Annotated in this window: 19 protein-coding genes; 1 reads left to right on the plus strand and 18 read right to left on the minus strand. The window is 69.5% G+C overall.

The genetic code is table 11. The annotated features are described in order from the left end of the window. Window positions 1-121: 121 nt before the first annotated feature. The 5 genes from ACWDU1_RS12220 to ftsY all read right to left on the minus strand — a co-directional run bounded on the left by ACWDU1_RS12220 (window position 122) and on the right by ftsY (window position 6,577). Window positions 122-421 (minus strand): hypothetical protein, encoded by a 300-nt coding sequence (locus ACWDU1_RS12220; RefSeq protein WP_449997995.1) that lies wholly within the window; start codon window positions 419-421, stop codon window positions 122-124. Between the two features lie 138 nt (window positions 422-559). Further along, the gene (locus ACWDU1_RS12225; protein ID WP_449997997.1) at window positions 560-3,010 is read right to left on the minus strand and encodes a [protein-PII] uridylyltransferase; all 2,451 of its coding nucleotides are present in this window, start codon (window positions 3,008-3,010) and stop codon (window positions 560-562) included. Between the two features lie 107 nt (window positions 3,011-3,117). Beyond that, a complete protein-coding gene (locus ACWDU1_RS12230) occupies window positions 3,118-3,456 on the minus strand; it encodes a P-II family nitrogen regulator (protein WP_357423477.1) in 339 nt (112 codons plus the stop codon). Between the two features lie 5 nt (window positions 3,457-3,461). Beyond that, window positions 3,462-4,751, minus strand: coding sequence for an ammonium transporter (locus ACWDU1_RS12235; protein ID WP_449998021.1), 1,290 nt, complete (start codon window positions 4,749-4,751; stop codon window positions 3,462-3,464). Window positions 4,752-4,972: 221 nt separating this feature from the next. After that, window positions 4,973-6,577, minus strand: coding sequence for a signal recognition particle-docking protein FtsY (gene ftsY, locus ACWDU1_RS12240; RefSeq protein ID WP_449997999.1), 1,605 nt, complete (start codon window positions 6,575-6,577; stop codon window positions 4,973-4,975). A gap of 166 nt (window positions 6,578-6,743) precedes the next feature. On the opposite strand from ftsY, the gene ACWDU1_RS12245 reads away from it, so the two are divergent. Next, window positions 6,744-7,133, plus strand: coding sequence for a DUF2237 family protein (locus ACWDU1_RS12245; protein WP_280401323.1), 390 nt, complete (start codon window positions 6,744-6,746; stop codon window positions 7,131-7,133). 45 nt (window positions 7,134-7,178) lie between these two features. On the opposite strand, the gene smc is transcribed toward ACWDU1_RS12245, so the two are convergent. The 13 genes from smc to ACWDU1_RS12310 form a co-directional block, all read right to left on the minus strand. Next, on the minus strand, window positions 7,179-10,802 hold the full coding sequence (gene smc / locus ACWDU1_RS12250) for a chromosome segregation protein SMC (RefSeq protein ID WP_449998002.1): 3,624 nt from the start codon (window positions 10,800-10,802) through the stop codon (window positions 7,179-7,181). 180 nt (window positions 10,803-10,982) lie between these two features. Further along, complete coding sequence (locus ACWDU1_RS12255; protein ID WP_449998003.1) at window positions 10,983-11,402, minus strand: DUF1707 SHOCT-like domain-containing protein; 420 nt, start codon at window positions 11,400-11,402, stop codon at window positions 10,983-10,985. Window positions 11,403-11,525: 123 nt separating this feature from the next. After that, window positions 11,526-11,828: an acylphosphatase gene (locus ACWDU1_RS12260; RefSeq protein WP_449998005.1), complete on the minus strand. Its 303-nt coding sequence runs from the start codon at window positions 11,826-11,828 to the stop codon at window positions 11,526-11,528. Between the two features lies 1 nt (window position 11,829). Continuing rightward, window positions 11,830-12,285: an OsmC family protein gene (locus ACWDU1_RS12265; protein ID WP_449998006.1), complete on the minus strand. Its 456-nt coding sequence runs from the start codon at window positions 12,283-12,285 to the stop codon at window positions 11,830-11,832. Between the two features lie 51 nt (window positions 12,286-12,336). Next, window positions 12,337-12,480 carry a hypothetical protein gene (locus ACWDU1_RS12270; protein ID WP_449998008.1) on the minus strand — a complete coding sequence of 48 codons (144 nt, stop codon included), beginning with the start codon at window positions 12,478-12,480 and terminating at the stop codon, window positions 12,337-12,339. Window positions 12,481-12,654: 174 nt separating this feature from the next. Next, window positions 12,655-14,181, minus strand: a complete 1,527-nt coding sequence (locus ACWDU1_RS12275) for a PstS family phosphate ABC transporter substrate-binding protein (protein ID WP_449998010.1) — start codon at window positions 14,179-14,181, stop codon at window positions 12,655-12,657. 131 nt (window positions 14,182-14,312) lie between these two features. Then, the gene (locus ACWDU1_RS12280) at window positions 14,313-15,398 is read right to left on the minus strand and encodes a winged helix DNA-binding domain-containing protein (protein ID WP_449998011.1); all 1,086 of its coding nucleotides are present in this window, start codon (window positions 15,396-15,398) and stop codon (window positions 14,313-14,315) included. A 49-nt stretch (window positions 15,399-15,447) separates the two neighbouring features. Next, window positions 15,448-16,506, minus strand: a complete 1,059-nt coding sequence (locus ACWDU1_RS12285) for a PHP domain-containing protein (protein WP_449998013.1) — start codon at window positions 16,504-16,506, stop codon at window positions 15,448-15,450. Window positions 16,507-16,509: 3 nt separating this feature from the next. Further along, the gene (locus ACWDU1_RS12290; protein WP_449998014.1) at window positions 16,510-17,091 is read right to left on the minus strand and encodes a dihydrofolate reductase family protein; all 582 of its coding nucleotides are present in this window, start codon (window positions 17,089-17,091) and stop codon (window positions 16,510-16,512) included. A gap of 104 nt (window positions 17,092-17,195) precedes the next feature. Then, window positions 17,196-18,071, minus strand: a complete 876-nt coding sequence (gene mutM / locus ACWDU1_RS12295) for a bifunctional DNA-formamidopyrimidine glycosylase/DNA-(apurinic or apyrimidinic site) lyase (protein WP_449998016.1) — start codon at window positions 18,069-18,071, stop codon at window positions 17,196-17,198. After that, window positions 18,072-18,794 carry a ribonuclease III gene (gene rnc, locus ACWDU1_RS12300; protein WP_449998018.1) on the minus strand — a complete coding sequence of 241 codons (723 nt, stop codon included), beginning with the start codon at window positions 18,792-18,794 and terminating at the stop codon, window positions 18,072-18,074. Between the two features lie 14 nt (window positions 18,795-18,808). Then, on the minus strand, window positions 18,809-18,991 hold the full coding sequence (gene rpmF, locus ACWDU1_RS12305) for a 50S ribosomal protein L32 (protein ID WP_039825884.1): 183 nt from the start codon (window positions 18,989-18,991) through the stop codon (window positions 18,809-18,811). 2 nt (window positions 18,992-18,993) lie between these two features. Further along, window positions 18,994-19,653 carry a YceD family protein gene (locus ACWDU1_RS12310; RefSeq protein ID WP_449998019.1) on the minus strand — a complete coding sequence of 220 codons (660 nt, stop codon included), beginning with the start codon at window positions 19,651-19,653 and terminating at the stop codon, window positions 18,994-18,996. Window positions 19,654-20,124 lie beyond the last annotated feature (471 nt).

Genomic DNA, 20,124 nt, shown 5'->3' on the forward strand with positions numbered 1-20,124 from the left:
GGTGGGGCCCGCCCCGGGTCTGGAGCGACCAGAGGGAGGGAGCGCAGCGACCGACCGCCGGGAGTGAAGACCCGGGGGTTAATAGGGCCCCACCCTCGAGACGCGGAGCGTCTCCAATATTTCAGGTCGGAGAGAAGCCTCTCCGGTAGTCGTGTTGTTCCACCGCCACCAGGTAGGCCGCTTCCCGGCCGGTGAGGCCGAGCTGGCGGGCCAGGGAGTCCAGACGTGACCAGTCGTCGTCGGGCGGGAGCCCGTTGGAGGTGACGGCCGCGGCCACGTTCATGGCCGCCATCGCCTGCGGTTCGGTGAGCGTGCGCCCCGGCAGCCAGGTCACCACCCAGTAGGCGTCGCCCACACATCGGGCGATATGCGGGGTCAGTTCGCTGGTCATGATCGACGAAGTCACTACCTGGATTGCCACCGACCTGCTCCCCTCGTGAGCGCGACAGCTGACTCCCGGAATGTTAGGGCCCGGATCGGCCACCGCCGCCGACCTGGTGGCAAACGGTGGGCAATCGACGCGTAACGGTGACCTTGGCCTCGGTCACCGGTCCTTTTCCTACTCCGGCGGTTTCCGCGGCGCGGGTCGCGGCACCTCCTGCAACAGCGCCGATTCCAGCTCCGCGAGCCGCCGCGGCCCGGAATCCGGGCGCAGATCGACGCAGAAGACGTCCACCACGAACGAACCCATGGTGACCACTTTGGCCCAGCGGACATCCGCGCCCGCGCCGGCCAGTACGGCGGCGAGCCGGCACAGCAGCCCGATCCGGTCCTCGGCGCGCAACTGCAGGATCACCTGTCCCGCAACGGCGGTCTCCGCCCAGATGAGCCGGGGTTCGGCCTGGGCATAGCGAGCCGCGCCCAGGGTCTCGCGTTCCTTGGCGGCCAGCGCCGCCCGGACATCGAGATCACCGGCGACGGCCCGTTTGAGCTCCTGCCGCAGCAGTCCGGCGTCGGGTGGGCCGCCGAAGGTCGGGGTGACGACGAAGGTGTTGATCGCCGACTCCCCGGCCGCGCCCACCGACGCCGAGAGCACGCGCAGCGAATGCAAGGCCAGGACACCGGCGGTATTGGACAGCAAACCCGGAGTGTCCGGGGCGATGACGGTGGCGATATGGCTGTATTTGCTGTCGCCCGGGGTCAATTCGACATGTATCCCGCCGGTCGCCGCGCGGGTTCGCAGATCGTCCGGGATGGGTTCGGGCTCGGGCAACTCTTCCCCGGCCATCACGGTCCGGCAGCGGCGCACCAGTTCGCCGATCAGTGTCGCCTTCCATTCCCCCCACACTCCCGGGCCGGTGGCCAGTGAATCGGCTTCGGCGAGCGCGTGCAGCAGTTCGAGGCGCCGCGGGTCGTTGTCCAGCGCTTCGGCCACGTATTGCACCGTGGCGGGATCGTCGATATCACGGTGGGTGGCGACGTCCGGCAGCAGCAGATGATGGCGGACCACGGCGCTGAGCACCTCGACGTCCGACGGCCACAGCCCCAGCCGGCGGCCGATCTGGGTGGCGAGTTCGGCGCCGACCGCGCAGTGATCTTCGACCCGGCCCTTGCCGATATCGTGCAGCAGCGCACCGAGGGCCAGCAGATCCGGCCGGGCCACCCGGGTACTGAGCGCGCCCGCGTAGGCGACGGTCTCGACCGAATGCCGGTCCACCGTCCAGACGTGCACGGCGTCGCGGGGCGGCAGATCGCGGACCGCCCCCCATTCCGGCAGCAGCCGGCCCCACAGGCCGGTCCGGTCCAATGCCTCGACCGCGTCGATGACACCGCGGCCGGAGCCGAGCAGTACCAGCAGATCGTTCAGCGCGTCCTTGGGCCACGGCTCGCGCAGCTCGGGTGCGTCCTCGGACAGCCGGTTGAGCGTGGTCGCCGACATCGGCAGACCGGTCTGGGCCGAGGCCGCCGCCACGCGCAGGATCAGGCCGGGATCGCGTTGCGGCCGGGCGTCGCGGGCCAGTACGACCTCGCCGCCGTGTTCGACCACGCCCTCGTCCAGCGGTCGCCGCACCGGCATCCGGCGCAACCGCGCCAGACCGCGCCGCGGTAGCGCGTTACCCGCCGTGCGCATTCCGACATCCACCGAGTACACGACGGTCCGCGCGGCATCGCTGAGAGTACGGGCCAGATCGAAACGGTCGCCGATCCGCAGCGCCGCCCCGATTTCGTCGGCGTCCTGGGCGCGCAGCTGATCCCGGGCCCGGCCCGCCACCCGGTGCAGTTCGGTGCGGACGTCGAGGAGTTTGCGGTGCGCCTGCCCCAGGCCCCCGCCCGGGGCGTCCGGGCCCAGGCCGGGCATGGCGTCGGTGAGCTGGGCGATGGCGAGCGCGTCGAGTAGCTGGATATCGCGCAGACCACCGCGGCCGCTCTTCAGATCGGGTTCGCTGCGATGGGCGACCTCCCCGCTGCGCTCCCATCGCGCGCGTACCCCGGTGACGAGTTCGTCGAACCGCCCGCGGATCCCGCTACGCCAATCCTTGCGGATACCGGCGATGATCCGGTCACTGAGCTCGGGATTGCCGACGATATGACGGGCGTCGAGCATGCCCAGGGCGGCGACCAGATCATCGGAGGCCACCTTCAGCGCCTGCGGCACCGTGCGCACACTGTGGTCGAGTTTGATGTGGGCGTCCCAGAGCGGATACCAGAGCCGGTCGGCGATCTCGGCGACCTTTTTCGGGTCCATGTCCTCGTGTAGCAGCACCAGGTCCAGATCCGAATAGGGCAGCATCTCGCGGCGGCCCAGCCCACCCACGGCCATGATCGCCAATCCGCTGTCCGGCGTGATGCCGACCTCGGTGCCCTTCCCCGTCAACCACAGTTCGTACAGGTCGACCAGCGCCTCACGCAGGGATTCCGCGTCCAACCGCGGATGGCGGGGCTGGCCGCCGCCGAGCAGCTGGTCCCGGGCCCGCACCAGATCGGCCGCACCCTGCGAGAGAGCGGCCGCTTTCACCGGCCGCCCGCCCCGCGCCCCCTCGGGCTCCCGTTCCTGCCGGTTCTCACCCAACGAAACCACCACCCGTTCACACAGGCGACCCCGCCCCGACCGGTATCCGGTGGGAGCGGGGCCGCTGTTGTCGTTTACACCCGCCGTCGCGACAACGCGACGCGGCTCTATAGCGCGTCGGTCCCGCGTTCGCCGGTGCGAACCCGGACGATGGTCTCGACCGGGGTCACCCAGACCTTGCCGTCGCCGATCTTGCCGGTCCGCGACGCTTCCACGATCAGATCGACGACCCGGTCGGCTGAGCTGTCGTCGACCACGACCTCGACCCGGACCTTCGGGACGAAATCGACGGAGTACTCCGCACCGCGGTAGACCTCGGTGTGGCCCTTCTGCCGTCCGTAACCCTGCACTTCGCTCACGGTCATCCCGAAGACGCCCGCCTGCTCCAGACCCGTTTTGACGTCCTCGAGCGTGAACGGTTTGACGATTGCGGTGATCAGTTTCATGGGGTTCATGCCTCCTTGCCGGCCGAACGTGCGGTTCCACCCAGTGCAGCGAAATCGTATGCGGTTTCCGCGTGTTCGGAATCGTCCATCCCGTTGGACTCCGCTTCGGCGTCGGCACGCAGGCCGATGGTGAACTTGATCGCGTAGGCGATCACCAGGGCGATCACGAACGAGTACAGCATCACCGCGACCGCGCCGAGGGTCTGCCGGCCCAGCAGTTCGAGGTCACCGCCGTAGAACAGGCCCTTCGCGGCGGCGGGCGCCTCGGGGGCGGCGAACAGGCCGATCAGCACCGTGCCGAGAATACCGCCGACCATGTGGATACCCACGACATCGAGCGAGTCGTCGTAACCGAACTTGAACTTCAGGCTCACCGCCAGCGCGCAGACCGCACCGGCGATGGCACCGATGGCCAGCGCGCCCAGCACGTTCACCGAGGAACAGGACGGCGTGATGGCGACCAGGCCGGCGACGATACCGGAGGCGGCGCCCAGCGAGGTCGGCTTACCGTCACGGATCTTCTCCACCACGAGCCAGGCGATCATCGCGGCGGCGGTGGCGACCAGGGTGGTGATGAAGGCGGCACCGGCGACACCGTCGGCGGCCGCCGCGGAACCGGCGTTGAAGCCGAACCAGCCGAACCACAGCAGCGCGGCGCCCAGCATGACGAACGGCAGGTTGTGCGGGCGGAAGGGAGTCTTCGGCCAGCCCGCGCGCTTACCGACCACGATGGCCAGCGCGAGCGCCGCGGCACCGGAGTTGATGTGGACGGCGGTACCACCGGCGAAGTCGATGGCCTCGACCTTCTCCATGATCCAGCCGCCACCCCAGACCCAGTGCGCGACCGGGAAGTACACCACGGTGGCCCAGATACCGGAGAACACCAGCCAGGAGGTGAACTTCAGGCGGTCGGCCACCGCGCCGGAGATCAGGGCGACGGTGATGATCGCGAACATCGCCTGGAAGGCGACGAACACGGTCGCCGGGATGTTCCCGATCAGCGGTACGCCGGCGGATTCGTCCCCGAATCCGGCGATCAGGGTCTTGAGGCCGAAGAACTGCCCGGGGTCACCGAGCAGGCCGCCTTTATCGGTGCCGAATGCGACCGAGAAGCCGTACAGCACCCAGAGCACAGTGACCACGGCCATCGCGCTGATGCTCATCATGATCATGTTGAGCACGTTCTTGCCCCGGACCATACCGCCGTAGAAGAACGCCAGGCCGGGTGTCATCAGCAGGACGAGCGCCGCGCTCGTCAGTATCCATGCGGTGTCGCCGGCATTGGGCGCGCCGATCACGGTTTCCACCAGTTTCCTCCCTCATCTTCTGGCCCGCCGTTCGCACAACGTTGGGCCCGCTACTGAAGGGTGCTCACTCGGTGTTTCATCCGTGACGCTCTGGTGTTTCACCTAGGTGAATCGATCGCGCCGAAATGTTTCGGGTATGTTGCTTCCTCCCGAAATGACGCCCGGTCGGCACGGGGAGACCCCCGGAAACCGACCGGGCCGCGTCCGGCTCAGCCGAGCAGCGCGTCCACGAACGCCGACGGTTCGAAGGGGGCCAGATCGTCGGCGCCCTCGCCGAGCCCGACCAGTTTGACCGGCACTCCGAGTTCGTGCTGGATCTGAAAGACGATGCCGCCCTTGGCCGTTCCGTCCAGCTTCGTCAGCACGACGCCGCTGATATCGACCACTTCGGCGAAGATCCGGGCCTGCATGAGACCGTTCTGGCCGACCGTGGCGTCCAGTACCAGCAGTACCTCGTCCACCGAGGCCTTCTTCTCGACCACCCGTTTGACCTTGCCCAGTTCGTCCATCAGCCCGGTCTTGGTGTGCAGACGGCCGGCGGTATCGATCAGGACCACATCGACCCCGCTGTCGATACCCGTGGACACCGCGTCGAACGCGACGGCCGCCGGATCGGCGCCCTCACGCCCGCGGACGGTCTCCGCGCCGACCCGTTCGCCCCAGGTCTGCAACTGGTCGGCGGCGGCGGCCCGGAAGGTGTCGGCGGCGCCCAGCAGCACCCGGCGGCCGTCGGCCACCAGTACCCGCGCGAGTTTGCCGGTGGTGGTGGTCTTACCGGTGCCGTTGACCCCGACCACCAGCAGGATGGACGGGTGGTCGGCGTGCGGCAGCGCCCGCACCGAACGATCGAGATCCGGCCGCAGCGATTCGATGAGCACATCGCGCAGCACAGCACGGGCCTCATCGGCGGTACGCACACTGCGCGCCGCCATCTCCTCGCGCAACCGCTCCACGATCACCGTGGTGACCGCCGTGCCGATATCGGCCAGGACCAGGGTGTCCTCGACCTCTTCCCAGGAGTCCTCGTCCAGATCGCCACCGCCGAGCAGGCCCAGCAGGCTCTTGCCGACCGCGTTCTGGGAGCGCGAGAGCCGCCCGCGCAAGCGGGTCAGCCGGCCCGAGGTGGGCTCGATCTCCTCGACCTCGGGCACCAGATGGGCCCCGGCCGCCGTATCGGGGGCCACCACCGTGGCGCCGGAGGTCTCCGCGGGCACCTCGGCCGGCGGCTTCGCGGGCGTCTCCGTGTCCGGTGCCGCCGCTTCCGGCGGCACCGTGCTCGCGGCGCCGGTGGTGGAGGTCGCGTCCGTCCCGGCAGTGGTTCCGGCCGGATCCGCGGCGGCCGCGGTCTCGCCCGACGCGGGCGGCGCGGCGTTTTCCGTATCCGTGCCGCCCGCCTCGACGGGCGCCTCCGGCGCGGTGGTCTCGGCGGTCTCGCCCGACTCCGGTTCCGCCGGCGCGGTGGCCGCACCGGAATCGACCGTATCCGGCAGCGTGACATTCGTGATCCCGCGACGCGGAGCGTCGCGCGGAACGGCGGCATCGTCACCGATATGGGGCTGACCCTCGGTATCGGTCCGCTCAGTGGGACTCGGGCGGGCCGGGGTCGCGGTGGCTCCCTGACCGCCCTGGCTGAAGGAGAAACCGCCCGCCGCCTGATAGCCGCCCGAGCGGTCGGCGAGTTCCTCCTTCCCGGCCGGCGGCGCCAGCGAGACGCGGCCGCGCTTGTACCGGACGAAACCGGCCACGAGCGCGACCAGCAGTACGGCAGCGATCACTGCGATCAGAATCCAGGCTTGCGCACTCACGCCGCCCATCCTTGCAGAGGGCCACCGGGCCACCCGCGACCCGGCCCGGCCCGCGCGGCGAGACCTCCGCGCAAAAGGTCGCACCCAGCGCTTTCGCAGCTCAGGGCCCAGAACACGGCCGGTGAGATTTCTTGTCCTGCGGAACTTCTCGCGGCAGGACAATAGGATCGGCGATGTGACCGATCGAAACGTGCTTGGGGGTCCGCTACAAGAGTGCGGCACCGATCCTCTGACCGGGTTCTACCGGGACGGCTGCTGCAGCACCGGCCCGGAGGATCTGGGCAGCCACACCGTGTGCACGGTCGTCACAGCCGAGTTCCTGGAGCACCAGGCGTCCATCGGCAACGATCTGAGCACACCGCGTCCGGAGAACAATTTTCCCGGCCTGCAGCCCGGGGACAGATGGTGTGTGGTGGCGGTGCGCTGGTTGCACGCGCACGAGGACGGTGTCGCCGCACCGGTGGTGCTGGCGGCGACCCATGAGAATGCCCTGGAAGTGATATCGATGGAGATCCTGCGCAAATACGCGGTGGATGTGCCCGACGACGTCAGCGATCTACTGTGAGCGCCGCGGCCCCGATGCCGCGGTGTCCCGGCCGCGGCCGGGCGGTCAGCCGGCGGAGCCGGTGGAAGCGAGATCCTGGCCGCGCAGGCGTTGCGAGATGACCTGGGTGATCCCGTCGCCGCGCATGCTCACGCCGTAGAGGGCGTCGGCGATCTCCATGGTCGGCTTCTGGTGCGTGATCACGATCAGCTGGCTCTTCTCCCGCAACTGTTCGAACAGTCCGATCAGCCGGCGCAGGTTGGTGTCGTCCAAGGCGGCCTCCACCTCGTCCATCACATAGAACGGCGACGGGCGGGCGCGGAAGATGGCGACCAGCAGCGCCACCGCGGTGAGCGATTTCTCGCCGCCGGACAGCAGTGACAGCCGCTTCACCTTCTTCCCGGGCGGACGGGCCTCCACCTCGATACCGGTGGTGAGCATATCGCCGGGGTCGGTGAGCAGTAGCCGGCCTTCGCCGCCGGGGAACAGCGCCGAGAAGACCTGCACGAACTCGCGCTCCACATCGGCGTAGGCATCGGTGAACACCTGCAGGATGCGGGCGTCGACCTCCGACACCACGTCCAGCAGGTCCTGCCGGGCCTTCTTCACGTCCTCCAGCTGGGTGGCCAGGAAGTTGTAGCGCTCTTCGAGAGCCGCGAACTCCTCGAGGGCCAGCGGGTTCACCTTGCCGAGCGTGGTCAGATCCTTCTCGGCGCGTTTCGCGCGCCGCTCCTGGGAGGCGCGGTCGAACGGCATCGGCGCGGGCGCGGTGACGGCTTCACCGCGTTCCTTGGCCTGCTCGTACTCCCGCAATTCGAGTTCGCTGGGCGGCAGCGCGATATCGGGACCGTACTCGGCGATCAGATCGTCGAGCGCGATACCGAACTGTTCGGCGATATTCGCCTCGAGCTGTTCGATACGCAGCGCGGCCTGCGCCTTGGCGACCTCGTCGCGATGCACGGCGTCGGTGAGCTGAGCGAGCTGGGTGCTCAATGCCCGGACCCGTTCCTTGATCCGGTCCACCCCGGTGGCGCATTCGGTGCGGCGGCGCACCAGATCGTCGCGGCGGGCCGACGCGGCGGCCACCACCTGCTCCAGCCGGGACGCCAGCTCGGCTCCGGATTCGGCGACCGCCGAGGCCACCTGCGCGGCCCGGCGCCGGGCCGCCTGGGCGCGTTCGGCGCGGGCCCTGGCCTCGCGTTCGGCGCGGGCCGCGCGGCGCAGCGAATCCGCTTTTCCGCGTACCGATTCGGCCCGTTCCTCGGCGGTGCGCACGGCCAGGCGCGCCTCCACCTCCATCGTCCGGGCCTCGGCCAGCGCGGCGGCGGCCTCCTCGCGGGCGAGCGCCGCCGCTTCGGTACCGGCCGCGCCGGCGTCGTCTCCGGAATCGGCCTGTTCGCGTTCGGCGTGGCGCAACCGGTCCTCGAGTTCGGCGAGCGCGGTGAGCGTCTCCTCGCGGGTCGTCTCGGCGGCGGCGCGCTGGGTGATGACGCGTTCGGATTCGGCCTGCGCGGTCCGCGCCGCCGCGCCCAGCCGCCCGAGGCGTTCGTAGATGGCATTGAGGGCCTGATCGGACTCGTGCAGGGCCAGCAGGGCCTGGTCCACGGCGTCCCTGCGGTCGGACTGCTCGTCGAGCGCGCCCGCCAGACTCGCCTCCAGCTCTTCGGCCCGGCGGTGGGCGGCACGCAACTCCGCCTCCGCCGCATCGATCTGTGCCTGCACCTCCAGCCGGCTCGGTGACCGGTCGGATCCGCCGACCAGCCAGCCGGTTCCGGCGAGATCCCCGTCCCGGGTGACGACCCGCAGCTCCGGGCGGGCGCCGAGCAGGGCGGCGGCCGCGTCCAGATCCGGGACGACCGCGACCTGCCGGGCCAGCGCGGACACCGCGGGACGGACCGCGTCGGGACAGTCGAGCACATCCCACAGCCAGCGCGCCGGATCGGGGAGCGCATCGCCGGATTCGGACCCGGGCACCGCGCCGGAGCCCGCGTAGACCAGCGCGGCCCGGCCGCCGTCGGCCTTGCCCAGGGCGCGCAGCGCGCTCAGCGCGGTATCCCCGGTATCGGCGACCAGCGCCTCGGCCACCGGACCGAAGACCGCGGCGACCGCGGCCTCGTACCCGGCGTGCACCCGGAGTTGTTCCGACAGCGGACCCAGCAGTCCGGCCGGATGGTTCTCGGTGAGCCAGGCCGCGCCGTCGCGGCCGGCCAGATTCATACCGAGCGCTTCGATCCGCGCGGTGAGCGAGGCGACCTTCTTACCTGCGTCGCGATCCTCGGCGCGCAGCTCGGTGACTCGCCGGTCGGCCAGCGACAGTGCTTCCACCGCGTGTTCGTGCTGGGCGTCGAGACCGGCCTCGCCCGCGTCCAGTTCGACGAGTTCGTCCTGGACGGAGTCGAATTCGGTCTGCGCCTCGGTGCCGCGCGCCCGCGCCTCCGCGAGCGCGGTCGACAGGCGCACGATCTCGGAGTCGGCGGATTGGGTCCGGGTGCGCAGGTTGTCCACCTGGCCCGATAACCGCACCAGCCCCTCACGCCGGTCGGCGATGGCCCGCACTGCGGCCAGATGAGCCTGTTCGGCGGCCTTCGCCGCGTGTTCGCGGTCGGCGAGCCCGTCGCGGGCGGCCTCCAGGGTTTCGGTGGCCATCTCCACGGCCTCGCGGAGTTCGGCCTCCTCGGCCTCGACCCGGTCGGCCTCGGCCTCGAGCTGCTCCGGATCGCGTCCGGTTCCGGTGGGCATGGCGGTATCCAGGTGGCGGGCCCGATCACCGGCGATCCGGATCGTGGCGTTGACCCGTTCGGCCAGCGCCGACAGCTGGAACCACAGTTGCCCGGCCGCCTCGGCGCCGGGCGTCAGGCGGGCGAGTTCGTATTCCTGCTGGGCCAGCGCGGCCTGGGCGGCGTCCAGTTCGGTCTGCACGGTGATCTGCTGTTCGCGCGCGTAGGCCTCTTTGCTCTGCTGGCTCTCCAGTTCGGCGCGGCGGGTCACCAGATCGTCGGCGGCCAGCCGCAGCCGGGCGTCGCGCAGGTCCGCCTGCACCGTCTGGGCGCGCCGCGCGACCTCGGCCTGGCGGCCCAATGGTTTGAGCTGGCGGCGCAACTCGCTGGTGAGGTCGGTCAGGCGGGCCAGGTTGGCCTGCATGGCGTCCAGTTTGCGGACGGCCTTCTCTTTGCGTTTGCGGTGTTTGAGCACACCGGCGGCCTCTTCGATGAAGGCCCGCCGGTCCTCCGGCCGGGATTCGAGGATGGCCGACAGCTGCCCCTGCCCGACGATGACATGCATCTCGCGGCCGATACCGGAATCGCTGAGCAGTTCCTGCACATCCATCAGACGGCAGGTGTTGCCGTTGATCTCGTATTCACCGGCGCCGTCACGGAACATCCGGCGGGTGATGGACACCTCGGCGTAGTCGATGGGCAGCGCGCCGTCGGAGTTGTCGATGGTCAGCGTGACCTCGGCTCGGCCCAGCGGCGCCCGGCCGGAGGTACCGGCGAAGATGACGTCCTGCATCTTGCCGCCGCGCAGCGCTTTGGCGCCCTGTTCACCCATCACCCAGGTGAGCGCGTCGACGACATTGGATTTCCCGGAGCCGTTGGGCCCCACGACACAGGTGATGCCGGGTTCGAACCGCAGAGTCGTCGCGGACGCGAAGGATTTGAACCCTTTCAACGTCAAGCTCTTCAGGTGCAACGCCGACGACCCTTTCCGCCTCCATGAACTGTTCGCCTCACCCAGGCCGATCAGTCATCGTATAGGTCGGCGGCGGCGTGCCCCCATCCGGCGCACCGGCCGTGGCCGGCCGATTGCCGGCGCACCCGGAAATCCGGTCACCGCGCCGCCGTGCGGATTCGGCGCCGAGGCTACCGGCCGTTATGCCTTCCGGCCATGGCAGGCGCCGGCCTCGAGCCCGGTTGCCGCGCGTACTGCCAGCACCGCACCCCATGGGCCGATGACCCAGATGGGCCAGAAGTAGGTGAAGGCGCCGACCCCGAGAGATATCGCGGCCCAGATCACCAGCACCAGCACACTCACCGACAGCCAGGCGCTCGCCTCGATTCGCTGCCAGATCGGGAAGCGGCGGCGCGAGCGCGGCGGTTTCGGCGCGGGCGCGGCGGGCAGATCCGCCAGGACCTCCCGCAGGCCCTCGCGGGTGGTGGTCCGGTAGACCTGCGCGACCCGCTGGTCGTATTCGGTCAGGTCGAGGCGGCCCTCGCCCAGATGCCGGCCCAATTCCCCCACGATGCGATCACGTTCGGCGTCGGAGGCCCGGGTTCCCGTCGAGATCTCCATAGCGTTCCCCTTCGAGGTCGACCCACATTCCACTGTGGAACTGAACCAAGGATCCTACTTCCACAATGGAATGTCAAGGAACCGCCGACGGGTCACCGCCCGCGGACAGTCCGAGGCCGGTACTCAGCGTTCGGCGAATCCCGTGAACCCGCCCCGCGGGGCCTCCCAGGATTCCACCACCAGATCCACCCGGCCGGGCGTCTCCCCCGACCGCAACAGTGTCAGGAGCCGATCCGCCGCGTCGCGTCTCCCCTCCGCGATCACATGCACCCGGCCGTCCGCGGCATTGGTGGCCTGACCGGTGAGCCCGAGTTCGAGCGCCCGGGACCGGGTCCACCAGCGGAAGCCCACGCCCTGCACCGAACCGTGCACCCACGCGCTCAGCCGCACCGGGGCCGCGTCGCCGGAATCGTCGCCGCCGGTCATCTCAGTCGGCGGTATCGATATCGAAGGACAGTGTCACCTTGCTCCCGGCCTTCAACGTGCGCCCCACCGTGCAGACCTTGTCGATGGCCCGCTGCACCGTGACCAGCAAACGCTCCCGCGCGGCCTCGTCCAGTTCGCTGAGGTCCAGCTCGAACACCTCGTCGAGCTGCGGATAGACCTCGTTCTCACGGTCGGCCGCACCCGACACCCGGATCGTGGCGTCGTAGTCGTCACCGAGCCGGCGCGACAGCGGGAAATCCGAGCTCATCCCGGAGCAGGCGGCCAGGGCGATCTTGAGCAGCTCACCGGGTGTGAAGACCCCCGGCACGCCGTCGGAGCCGACCAGCACTTCCGCACCGCGGGAACTACGACCGGTATAGCGCCGGGTCCCCGTCCGCTCGACCCACAGGGTGGTCGGACCGGATGCGGCGGGCGCCGAGGTGGTGTCTTCAGCCATGCTGCGATCCTGCCATCCCCCGGCGCGGGTCACGAACCGCGTACCCGCCGGTCAGCGCCTGCCCGGCGGCCGGGGCGTCCGCACCCGGACCCGGACCGCGCGATGTTCCCGGGACTCCGGTGCCGCCGCGGCGAACCGCAGCAGCAGGAGACCGGCGATGAAGAATGCGATCAACGCACACGCCACGACGGACATGCTCGTCCTCTCCCTCACGCATCGCGCGGGACCGGTGTCTCCGGCCGCCACCACGGTGCCGCGCAGTGAAACTACCCCTGTTCCGGAGGGTGAAACCGGCTGCTTGCGCGATCTTTACGCCCGCGATACGTGTCGTCGCGCACATCGTCGCCCGATGCCGGCAGCTGCCGGTGCTCACCGGGCCGGGCGGCACCACGACGGATCGGCGAGGTCGGCACAGGGCAGGTTCCCATAGGCCCGGACGACGTCCTGACCGGCCTCGGCGGTCAGGAATCGCAGGAAGCTCGCACCGAGCGAATCCGGTGCGAAGTCGCCGTGGGAGAAGGCGTACTCCACACCCCAGAACGGGTAGGCGCGGGCGGCGGCTTCGTCCCGGTCGGCGGTCCGGCCGTCGATCGTGACGCCGACCACGCCCTCGGCCGCGGCGGCGTCGGCGCTCTCGCTGTAGCCGATCGCACCGCTGGTCCGCGCGACCTCCCCCAGCACATCGGCGGTGGTCAGCGTCTGGCAGCGACCGGGCCCGGTGGCACGCCGCAGTTCGTTGCACGTGATACCGGCTTCGAACTGCTGCGCCGAATCCAGCAGTCGCGTCTCGAGGTTCCACCGGCTACCCGAACCGGGATAGCGGTTGACGACCCGCACCGGCAGGTCGGCGCCACCCACCTGCTGCCAGTTGGTGACCCGGCCGAGGAACAGGTCCCGGATCCGGTCCACGGTCAGGTCACGCACCCCGGTATCGGGATGCACGACCACGCTGAACAGCGACAGAGCGAGCGGCCGCTGCTCCAGCGAGGGGTAACCCGCGTCCTTCGGGGCGTCGCCGATCGCCAGCAGCGTTCCGTCACGGCCCTTCTCGCCGGCCACCGCCGCCATACCGCGTTCGCTGCCCTCGAACCCGTAGGCGAACGACGAACCGGGACAGGTGCGTTCGTAGAGGGCCCCGGCGTCCCGGATCACCCGCTCGAACGCGGTGGATCCGACCACGGTGAGGGTGCCGGTGGCGCAGCCGGCCGGGGCGGGTTCGGGCTCGACGGCGTCGATCACCGTCATCGCGGCGATCACGGCCACCAGGAATCCGACCAGCGCCACCATCAGCATCGAGACACCGGTGCGGCCGCGGGTTTTCGCGACACCACCCGCGGTCACCACGCCCTGCATGGTGGGTTCGGGATACTCTCCGGAGCCCGCGGTACGTTCCAGCGTGGCGAGGATCTTGTAGTGCTGAGACCGGTTCAGCGGTACCTTCGGCAGGTCGATCACGCCGATGTGCTGCGGGCCGGGCAGTTCCCGGTGCGCGAACCCCGATTCCGGTTCGAAACACACCGCGAGCCCGTCGTCGCTGAGTTCGGTGACCGCCATCCCGATCACCCGGCGATCGGGGAAGAGCAGATGCAGACCCGCCCGGCCGTCGGCCGCGGTGACATAATCCGCCGCGGTGATGGTGGTCGCGCCGCTGTTCTCGATCCGGACCAGGACCACCGACAGATCCTGCAGATTACGGTCCGGTCCCTCGTCGGTCTGCCGCAGATGCCGCAACGCGCCCGCGTGTCCCGAATCGGCTTCGCCGGTGACCGGGGTGTCCATCTGCACCCGCCAGCCGAGCCGTTTCCGGCCGACGAAGACGAACTCCCAGACGAACGCGCCCACCGGGATGGCGATACCGGCGAGCGGGAGAACGATATTGAACAGCAGTGCACCCACCGGCGGCTACCCTCCCCGAAACATCCCTGTGGACTTCATCTTTGGACAGCCGCCGCCGGAAACCGGCCGCGCCCGGGAAATGTTCGGTCACCGTTCACCACCCGGACATCCGCGCCGCGAGCGCGCCACGCTCACTCACCGAACATGATCTCGCTGTCCGGGTCCCCGCCCACAAAGGCCAGCAACCGCCGCGCCTCACCCTCGATCTCGTCCCGCACACCGGCCCCCAGCGGATGCCAGGGCTCGATACGCAGCGTCGTCCCGTGCAGCGCCCACCGGCCGTGGACGAAACCGTCCACGAGATACACCGGAACTCCGGCCGAGGCCTCCCGGGCGGTCCGGCGCCGGTCTTCCTCGGAGACGATGCGGCGGCGGTCCCGGTAGCCGAGCACGGCGTTGTCGAACGCGGGCAGGAAGCGAACCGGGACCGGCAGGCCGGGGTCGGCCGAGGGCGCGTCCGGGAGGTCGAAGAGTTCGACGCCCTCCGGGCCGCGCAGCACCCGTAGCCGAGGGCGGAGCGCGGCGACCACCTCCGCCAGCCGGGTGAGACCCGACCATGCCTGGATATCCGCGACGGTCGCGGGACCGAAGGCCGCCAGATAGCGCAGGATGAGCGTGTCCGGATCCGGCGAGGTGAGCGCGGCCCCGATCCATTCTTCTGCCAGCCCGATGGTGACATAGCGGTTGCGCCAGCGCCCCCACTCGCCGGATTCGGCGCCGTGCGCCATCGGCACCAGCACCTCCACCGACTCCGCGAGCCGGCGGGTATGCCGCCCCGGGAAACGCCCGGACAGTTCCCGGCCCAGATCCCCGCGCGACAGCCGCCGCCCCGACAGCAGCTCACCGCCCGCGGCCGCCAGCTCCGGCAGATCGATACCGTCGATCTCCGTGCGGAAATACGCGGCATTGAGGACCCCGGCGACATAGGCCTGCACGGTGGGGCGCAGCCAGCGGAAATCCTCCGCGGTGCTCAGATGCACGGTGCGCCGCAGGGTCGTCGACCGCACCAGTTTCCGGTCGCGTAACAGCGCGCCGAGATCGTCGTGCCCGAACCCCGACAGCCGGGACCACAGTCCCACATAGGGCCAGTTCGGTTCCTGCCCCTGCACCGCCACCAGATGCCGGACCATATCGTAGGGGCCCAGCTCGGAACGGGCGGCCAGATGCTGGCGCACGAGCAGGGTCCGGTTCAGCGCCCGCAGGGAGAGTTCACGCATACCGGGCATTATCGGTCGCGACACCGACAGCTCGGCCGGTATCGCCCGGTCAGCCGGCGGATGCGTGCGTCCACTCCAGGAGTTCGTCCACCGGCAGCGTATTGATGATCCGCCCGGGGTCGATCCCGCAGGCCGCGGCCCGGGCGCAACCGTAGCCCTGCCAGTCCAGCTGGCCGGGGGCGTGCGCATCGGTATCGAGCGCGAAATCGCAGCCCATCTCGTCGGCCAGGCGCAGCAGCCGTGACGGCGGATCCCGGCGTTCGGGCCGGCTGTTGATCTCGACCGCCGTCCCGTACCGGCGGCAGGCCTCGAACACGATCTCGGCATCGAAATCCGATTCCGGCCGGGTACCGCGACCACCCTCGACCAGCCGCCCGGTGCAATGGCCGAGCACATCCACATGCGGGTTCGCGACCGCGTACACCATTCGCCGGGTCATGGTCTCGCGATCGTCGCGCAGCCGGGAATGCACGCTGGCCACCACGATATCGAGACGTTCGAGCAGATCGGCGTCCTGATCCAGCGAACCGTCGTCGAGGATATCGACCTCGATACCGGTGAGGATCCGGAACGGCGCCAGCTCGGCGGCGAGTTCGTCGATCACCTCCAGCTGCCGCCGCAGCCGCTGCGCGGACAGCCCGTTGGCGACGGTGAGACGGGGCGAATGGTCGGTAAGCGCGCAATACTCGTGGCCCAGCGCGGCGGCACAACCCATCATCTCCGCGATCGGGCTGCCACCATCGGACCAGTCGGAATGCGTGTGCAGATCACCTCGCAGCCGCTGCCGCACCGCGGCACCCTCGGGCCCGATCGGCGTCGCCGCCGCGCGCAGCTCGGCCAGATAGCGCGGGACCCGGCCCGCGTACGCCTCCTCGATCACCGTCGCGGTCTTCGGCCCGATCCCGGGCAGTTCCCGCCAGCTGTTCGCGGCCCGATGACGGTCTCGTTCATCGTCACCGAGCGCTGCCACGGTGTCGGCGGCCCGCCGGTACGCCTTGACGCGGTAGGTCTGCTCCCGGGCCCGTTCCAGCCAGAAACCGATCTCGCGCAGGGCCGCGACCGGCCCCGGCGCGGAATACGCGGTGTCGTCCGGTCCGGCGGCGGCCACGGGTCAGCGGCTCCGGCCGTATTTCACGAACGCGACACCGTCCTCGAAGACCTGACTGGTGATGGTCCGGAAATGGGCGGGTTCGGGCAGCCGCGGTCCGGTGCCGAACAGTGACCTGCCCTTCCCGAGCACGATCGGGTACAGCTTCAGATAGATCTGGTCGATCTCCGGGAGCAGCACCTGGGCCAGTTCACCGCCACCGCACAACCAGATACCCAGCCCCTTCTCCCGTTTGAGATCCCGGACCCGGGCCAGCGGATCGGCCGTGATCAGTTCCACGGCCGGATCCGGGGCCGAAGGCAGCGTGGTGGAGACCACGAACTGCCGCAGATGCGCGTACGGGCTGGAGGTACCGGTCCGCACCCCGAAATCGTGGGTTTTCCGGCCCATGATCACCGTGTCGAAGTTCGCGTTGGGCCGGTCGATACCGAGCGTTTCGCGCACTTTCGACGGCAGCGTCTCCGGGTACTGCGCGGTGATGGTGGGCCCGTGATCGCCGCCGACCGGAAAGAAGTCCACCGAACCGTCCTCGGTGGCGATGAAACCGTCGATGGTGGCGGCGACGTAATAGGTGAGTTTGCGCATGGCGTCCCTCCCAGACGGAGCTGGGGTGATCTTGCCCCGAGACAAACCGTAACCCGCGACGGGCTCGGAGGCGAGAGCCAGAATACCGACGCCGGTACGAACGACTAGGCGCGCCGCGGCGGCGGCTGACAGCGCGGGCACGAGTACGAGGAACGGTTCATGAACTTCTCCCGCACGATGGGCGCCCCGCAACGCGGGCACGGCCGGTCCCCGCGCCCGTACACCGCCAGCGCCCGCTCGAAATACCCGGATTCGCCGTTGACGTTCACATACAGCGCGTCGAAGGAGGTGCCACCGGCGGCCAGCGCATCCCGCATCACGGCCCGGGCCGCGTCGAGCACACGGCGCAGCCTGGGCAGGGTCAGCGTGGCCGCGACGCGATTGCCGTGTAGTTCCGCACGCCACAGGGCCTCGTCGGCATAGATGTTGCCGATCCCGGACACCACCGTCTGATCCAGCAGCACTCGTTTGAGCTCGGTGCGTTTGGACCGCAGCACCCGCACGACCGCCTCGTCGTCGAACAGCGGATCCAGGGGGTCCCGCGCGATATGGGCGAGCAGATCGGGCAGCCGGGCCTCGTCGGCCACGATCAGCGGGGCGAGCACCCAGCCGCCGAAGGTCCGCTGATCGACGAAACGCAGTTCGCGGCCGTCATCGAGGGTGGCGCGGATATGCGCGTGCTTCTCCACCGGCGCCCCGGCCGGTTGCACCAGCATCTGCCCGCTCATACCCAGGTGCACGACCAGCGCGTCGTCGGCGGGATCGCCACCGGGCTCGTCGAAAGTGAGCCACAGATACTTACCGCGACGTTCGGCCGCGGCCACCGTCAACCCGGTCAGCCGGGCCGCCATATCCGCGGCGCCCGCGATATGACGGCGCACCGACCTCGGATGGGTGACGGTCACCGATTCGACGGTCCGCCCGGACAGATGTTCGGTCAGGCCGCGGCGAACCACCTCGACCTCTGGCAGTTCGGGCATTCAGGATTCGCCGGTCAGCGCGCGATAGGCCGCGCCCGCCGCCTTCTGTTCGGCTTCCTTCTTCGAGCGCCCGACACCCTGCCCGTAGGCGACCCCGGCGATCACCGTCGTCGCGGTGAACTCCTTGTCGTGGTCGGGGCCGGTCGAGGTGATCTCGTAGCTGGGCACGCCCAGACCACGCTCGGCGGTCAGCTCCTGCAGACTCGTCTTGAAATCCAGGCCCGCGCCCATACGTGGTCCGCGTTCGAGCAGCTCCGCGAAGAGCCGCAGCACGACCTCGCGCGCCACATCGATCCCGTGCTGGAGATGGACCGCGCCGAGCAGCGACTCCATCCCGTCGGCCAGAATGCTGGGTTTGTCGCGGCCGCCGGTGAGCTCTTCGCCCTTGCCGAGCAGCAGATGCACGCCCAGGCCGCCATCGCCCAGATTCCGGGCCACCTCGGCCAGCGCGTGCATGTTCACCACACTGGCCCGCAATTTGGCCAGTTCACCCTCGGATTTCTCCGGGTGCTCGTGATACAGCCGCTCGGTGATGCTCAGGCCCAGGACCGAATCTCCGAGGAACTCCAGCCGCTCGTTGGTCGGCAGACCACCATTCTCGTACGCGTACGAGCGATGCGTCAGCGCGAGGCGCAGCAGATCCGGCCGAAGCTCGACGCCGAGTGCGGCGAGCAGGCCGGCGTGATCGCTGCGCTCGCCGGATTCATCCTTGCCCGCGGTCAACGGTAGACCGGGGATCAGACGGCCGAAACGACCTGGCGGCCCTTGTAGGTACCGCAGGACGGGCACGCGATATGCGGCGGGGTCTTCTGGCCGCAGGCCCGGTTCGGGCAGGTGATCAGAGTGGGAGCGGCGGCCTTCCACTGGCTGCGCCGCGACCGGGTGTTGGAACGGGACATCCGGCGCTTGGGAACGGCCACGACTACTTCTCCTCTGTACTGTTACGTGCTGTCTCGGTGGAATGATCTCCGGTGGCCGCACCCTCATCGGGGCTGCCGCTGCCGGGCGATCCGGAGGCGAATTTCGCCAGCCCGGCCCAGCGGGGATCAAGTATCTCATGCCCGTGATCGGATCCCGCAATCGCCATCCGAACACCGCATTCGGGACACAGTCCCGCACAATCCGGAGTGCACAGCGGCTGCAGCGGCAACTCCAGGCCGAGCTGATCCACGACCAAGGGTTCCAGGTCGATCAGATCATCGCTCATCCGATAGATCTCGTCGTCCTCGGAAGTCTGATCGGTCGTGCTGTCCGGATAGGCGAACAACTCGGTGAGCGACAGCTCGACGGTATCGGTGAACCGCTCCAGGCAGCGCGAACACTCCCCGTCCAGCGGCGCGGTCAGGGCGCCGGTGACCAGCACACCCTCGGACACCGCCTGCAGGCGCAGATCCAGCTCCACCTCGGAACCGGAAGGCACCCCGATCAGGTCGAGCCCGAGCCGTTCGGTCGTAGTGACCGTCCGCGCCAGCTCGCGCATCGATCCCGGGGCGCGACCGAGACTGCGTACATCCAGCACGAAACCCGCGCCGTGTGCACGTGGTGCACCGGAGCGCGAGCGCGCGGCGGTATCGGCAGACATCGAAACACTCCACTCGGGTTCGTTCGGATTGATTGTTGGGTTCGTGCCGGAATCGGCAGGCAACCACACCACAGTACGCGAAACGGGGTTCCACCAGCAAAACGCGACCTCGCCTGCCGTAGCGGAGGAGGGGGCTTGCTTGCCGAGACGAGGGGGGAGGTCAGGCGCGAAGGTGGGGAGGTGACCTTGCTCGCCAAGGTGGGAAGGTGGGCACCGTGCGGGTCCGGACAGGTGGCCCTGCTCGCCGAACTGAGGAGGTGACCTCGCTCGCGAAGAGGAGGTGACCTCGCTCGCGAAGGTGAGGAAGTAACCCGCCCGCCAAGGCGGGAAGGTGGAACCCCGTGCAGGCCCGGACAGGTGGCCCTGCTCTCCAAGGTGAGAAGGTGACCTTTCTCGTCAAGGTCAGAAGGTGACCCTGCCCGCCAAGGTTCTGTGTTTATTGGCGCGGCTTCGCCGCGCGGGGTTCGGCCC

The organism is Nocardia sp. NPDC003345 (assembly GCF_053589395.1).

Coding starts and splice junctions, on each gene's coding strand:
- ACWDU1_RS12290 (WP_449998014.1), bottom strand. CDS start 17,091: ATGCGCAAACTCACCTATTACGTCGCCGCCACCATCGACGGTTTCATC.
- ACWDU1_RS12270 (WP_449998008.1), bottom strand. CDS start 12,480: ATGTCCGTCGTGGCGTGTGCGTTGATCGCATTCTTCATCGCCGGTCTC.
- ACWDU1_RS12255 (WP_449998003.1), bottom strand. CDS start 11,402: ATGGAGATCTCGACGGGAACCCGGGCCTCCGACGCCGAACGTGATCGC.
- mutM (WP_449998016.1), bottom strand. CDS start 18,071: ATGCCCGAACTGCCAGAGGTCGAGGTGGTTCGCCGCGGCCTGACCGAA.
- ACWDU1_RS12260 (WP_449998005.1), bottom strand. CDS start 11,828: ATGACCGGCGGCGACGATTCCGGCGACGCGGCCCCGGTGCGGCTGAGC.
- ftsY (WP_449997999.1), bottom strand. CDS start 6,577: ATGGGCGGCGTGAGTGCGCAAGCCTGGATTCTGATCGCAGTGATCGCT.
- ACWDU1_RS12280 (WP_449998011.1), bottom strand. CDS start 15,398: ATGCGTGAACTCTCCCTGCGGGCGCTGAACCGGACCCTGCTCGTGCGC.
- ACWDU1_RS12265 (WP_449998006.1), bottom strand. CDS start 12,285: ATGGCTGAAGACACCACCTCGGCGCCCGCCGCATCCGGTCCGACCACC.
- ACWDU1_RS12230 (WP_357423477.1), bottom strand. CDS start 3,456: ATGAAACTGATCACCGCAATCGTCAAACCGTTCACGCTCGAGGACGTC.
- ACWDU1_RS12310 (WP_449998019.1), bottom strand. CDS start 19,653: ATGTCTGCCGATACCGCCGCGCGCTCGCGCTCCGGTGCACCACGTGCA.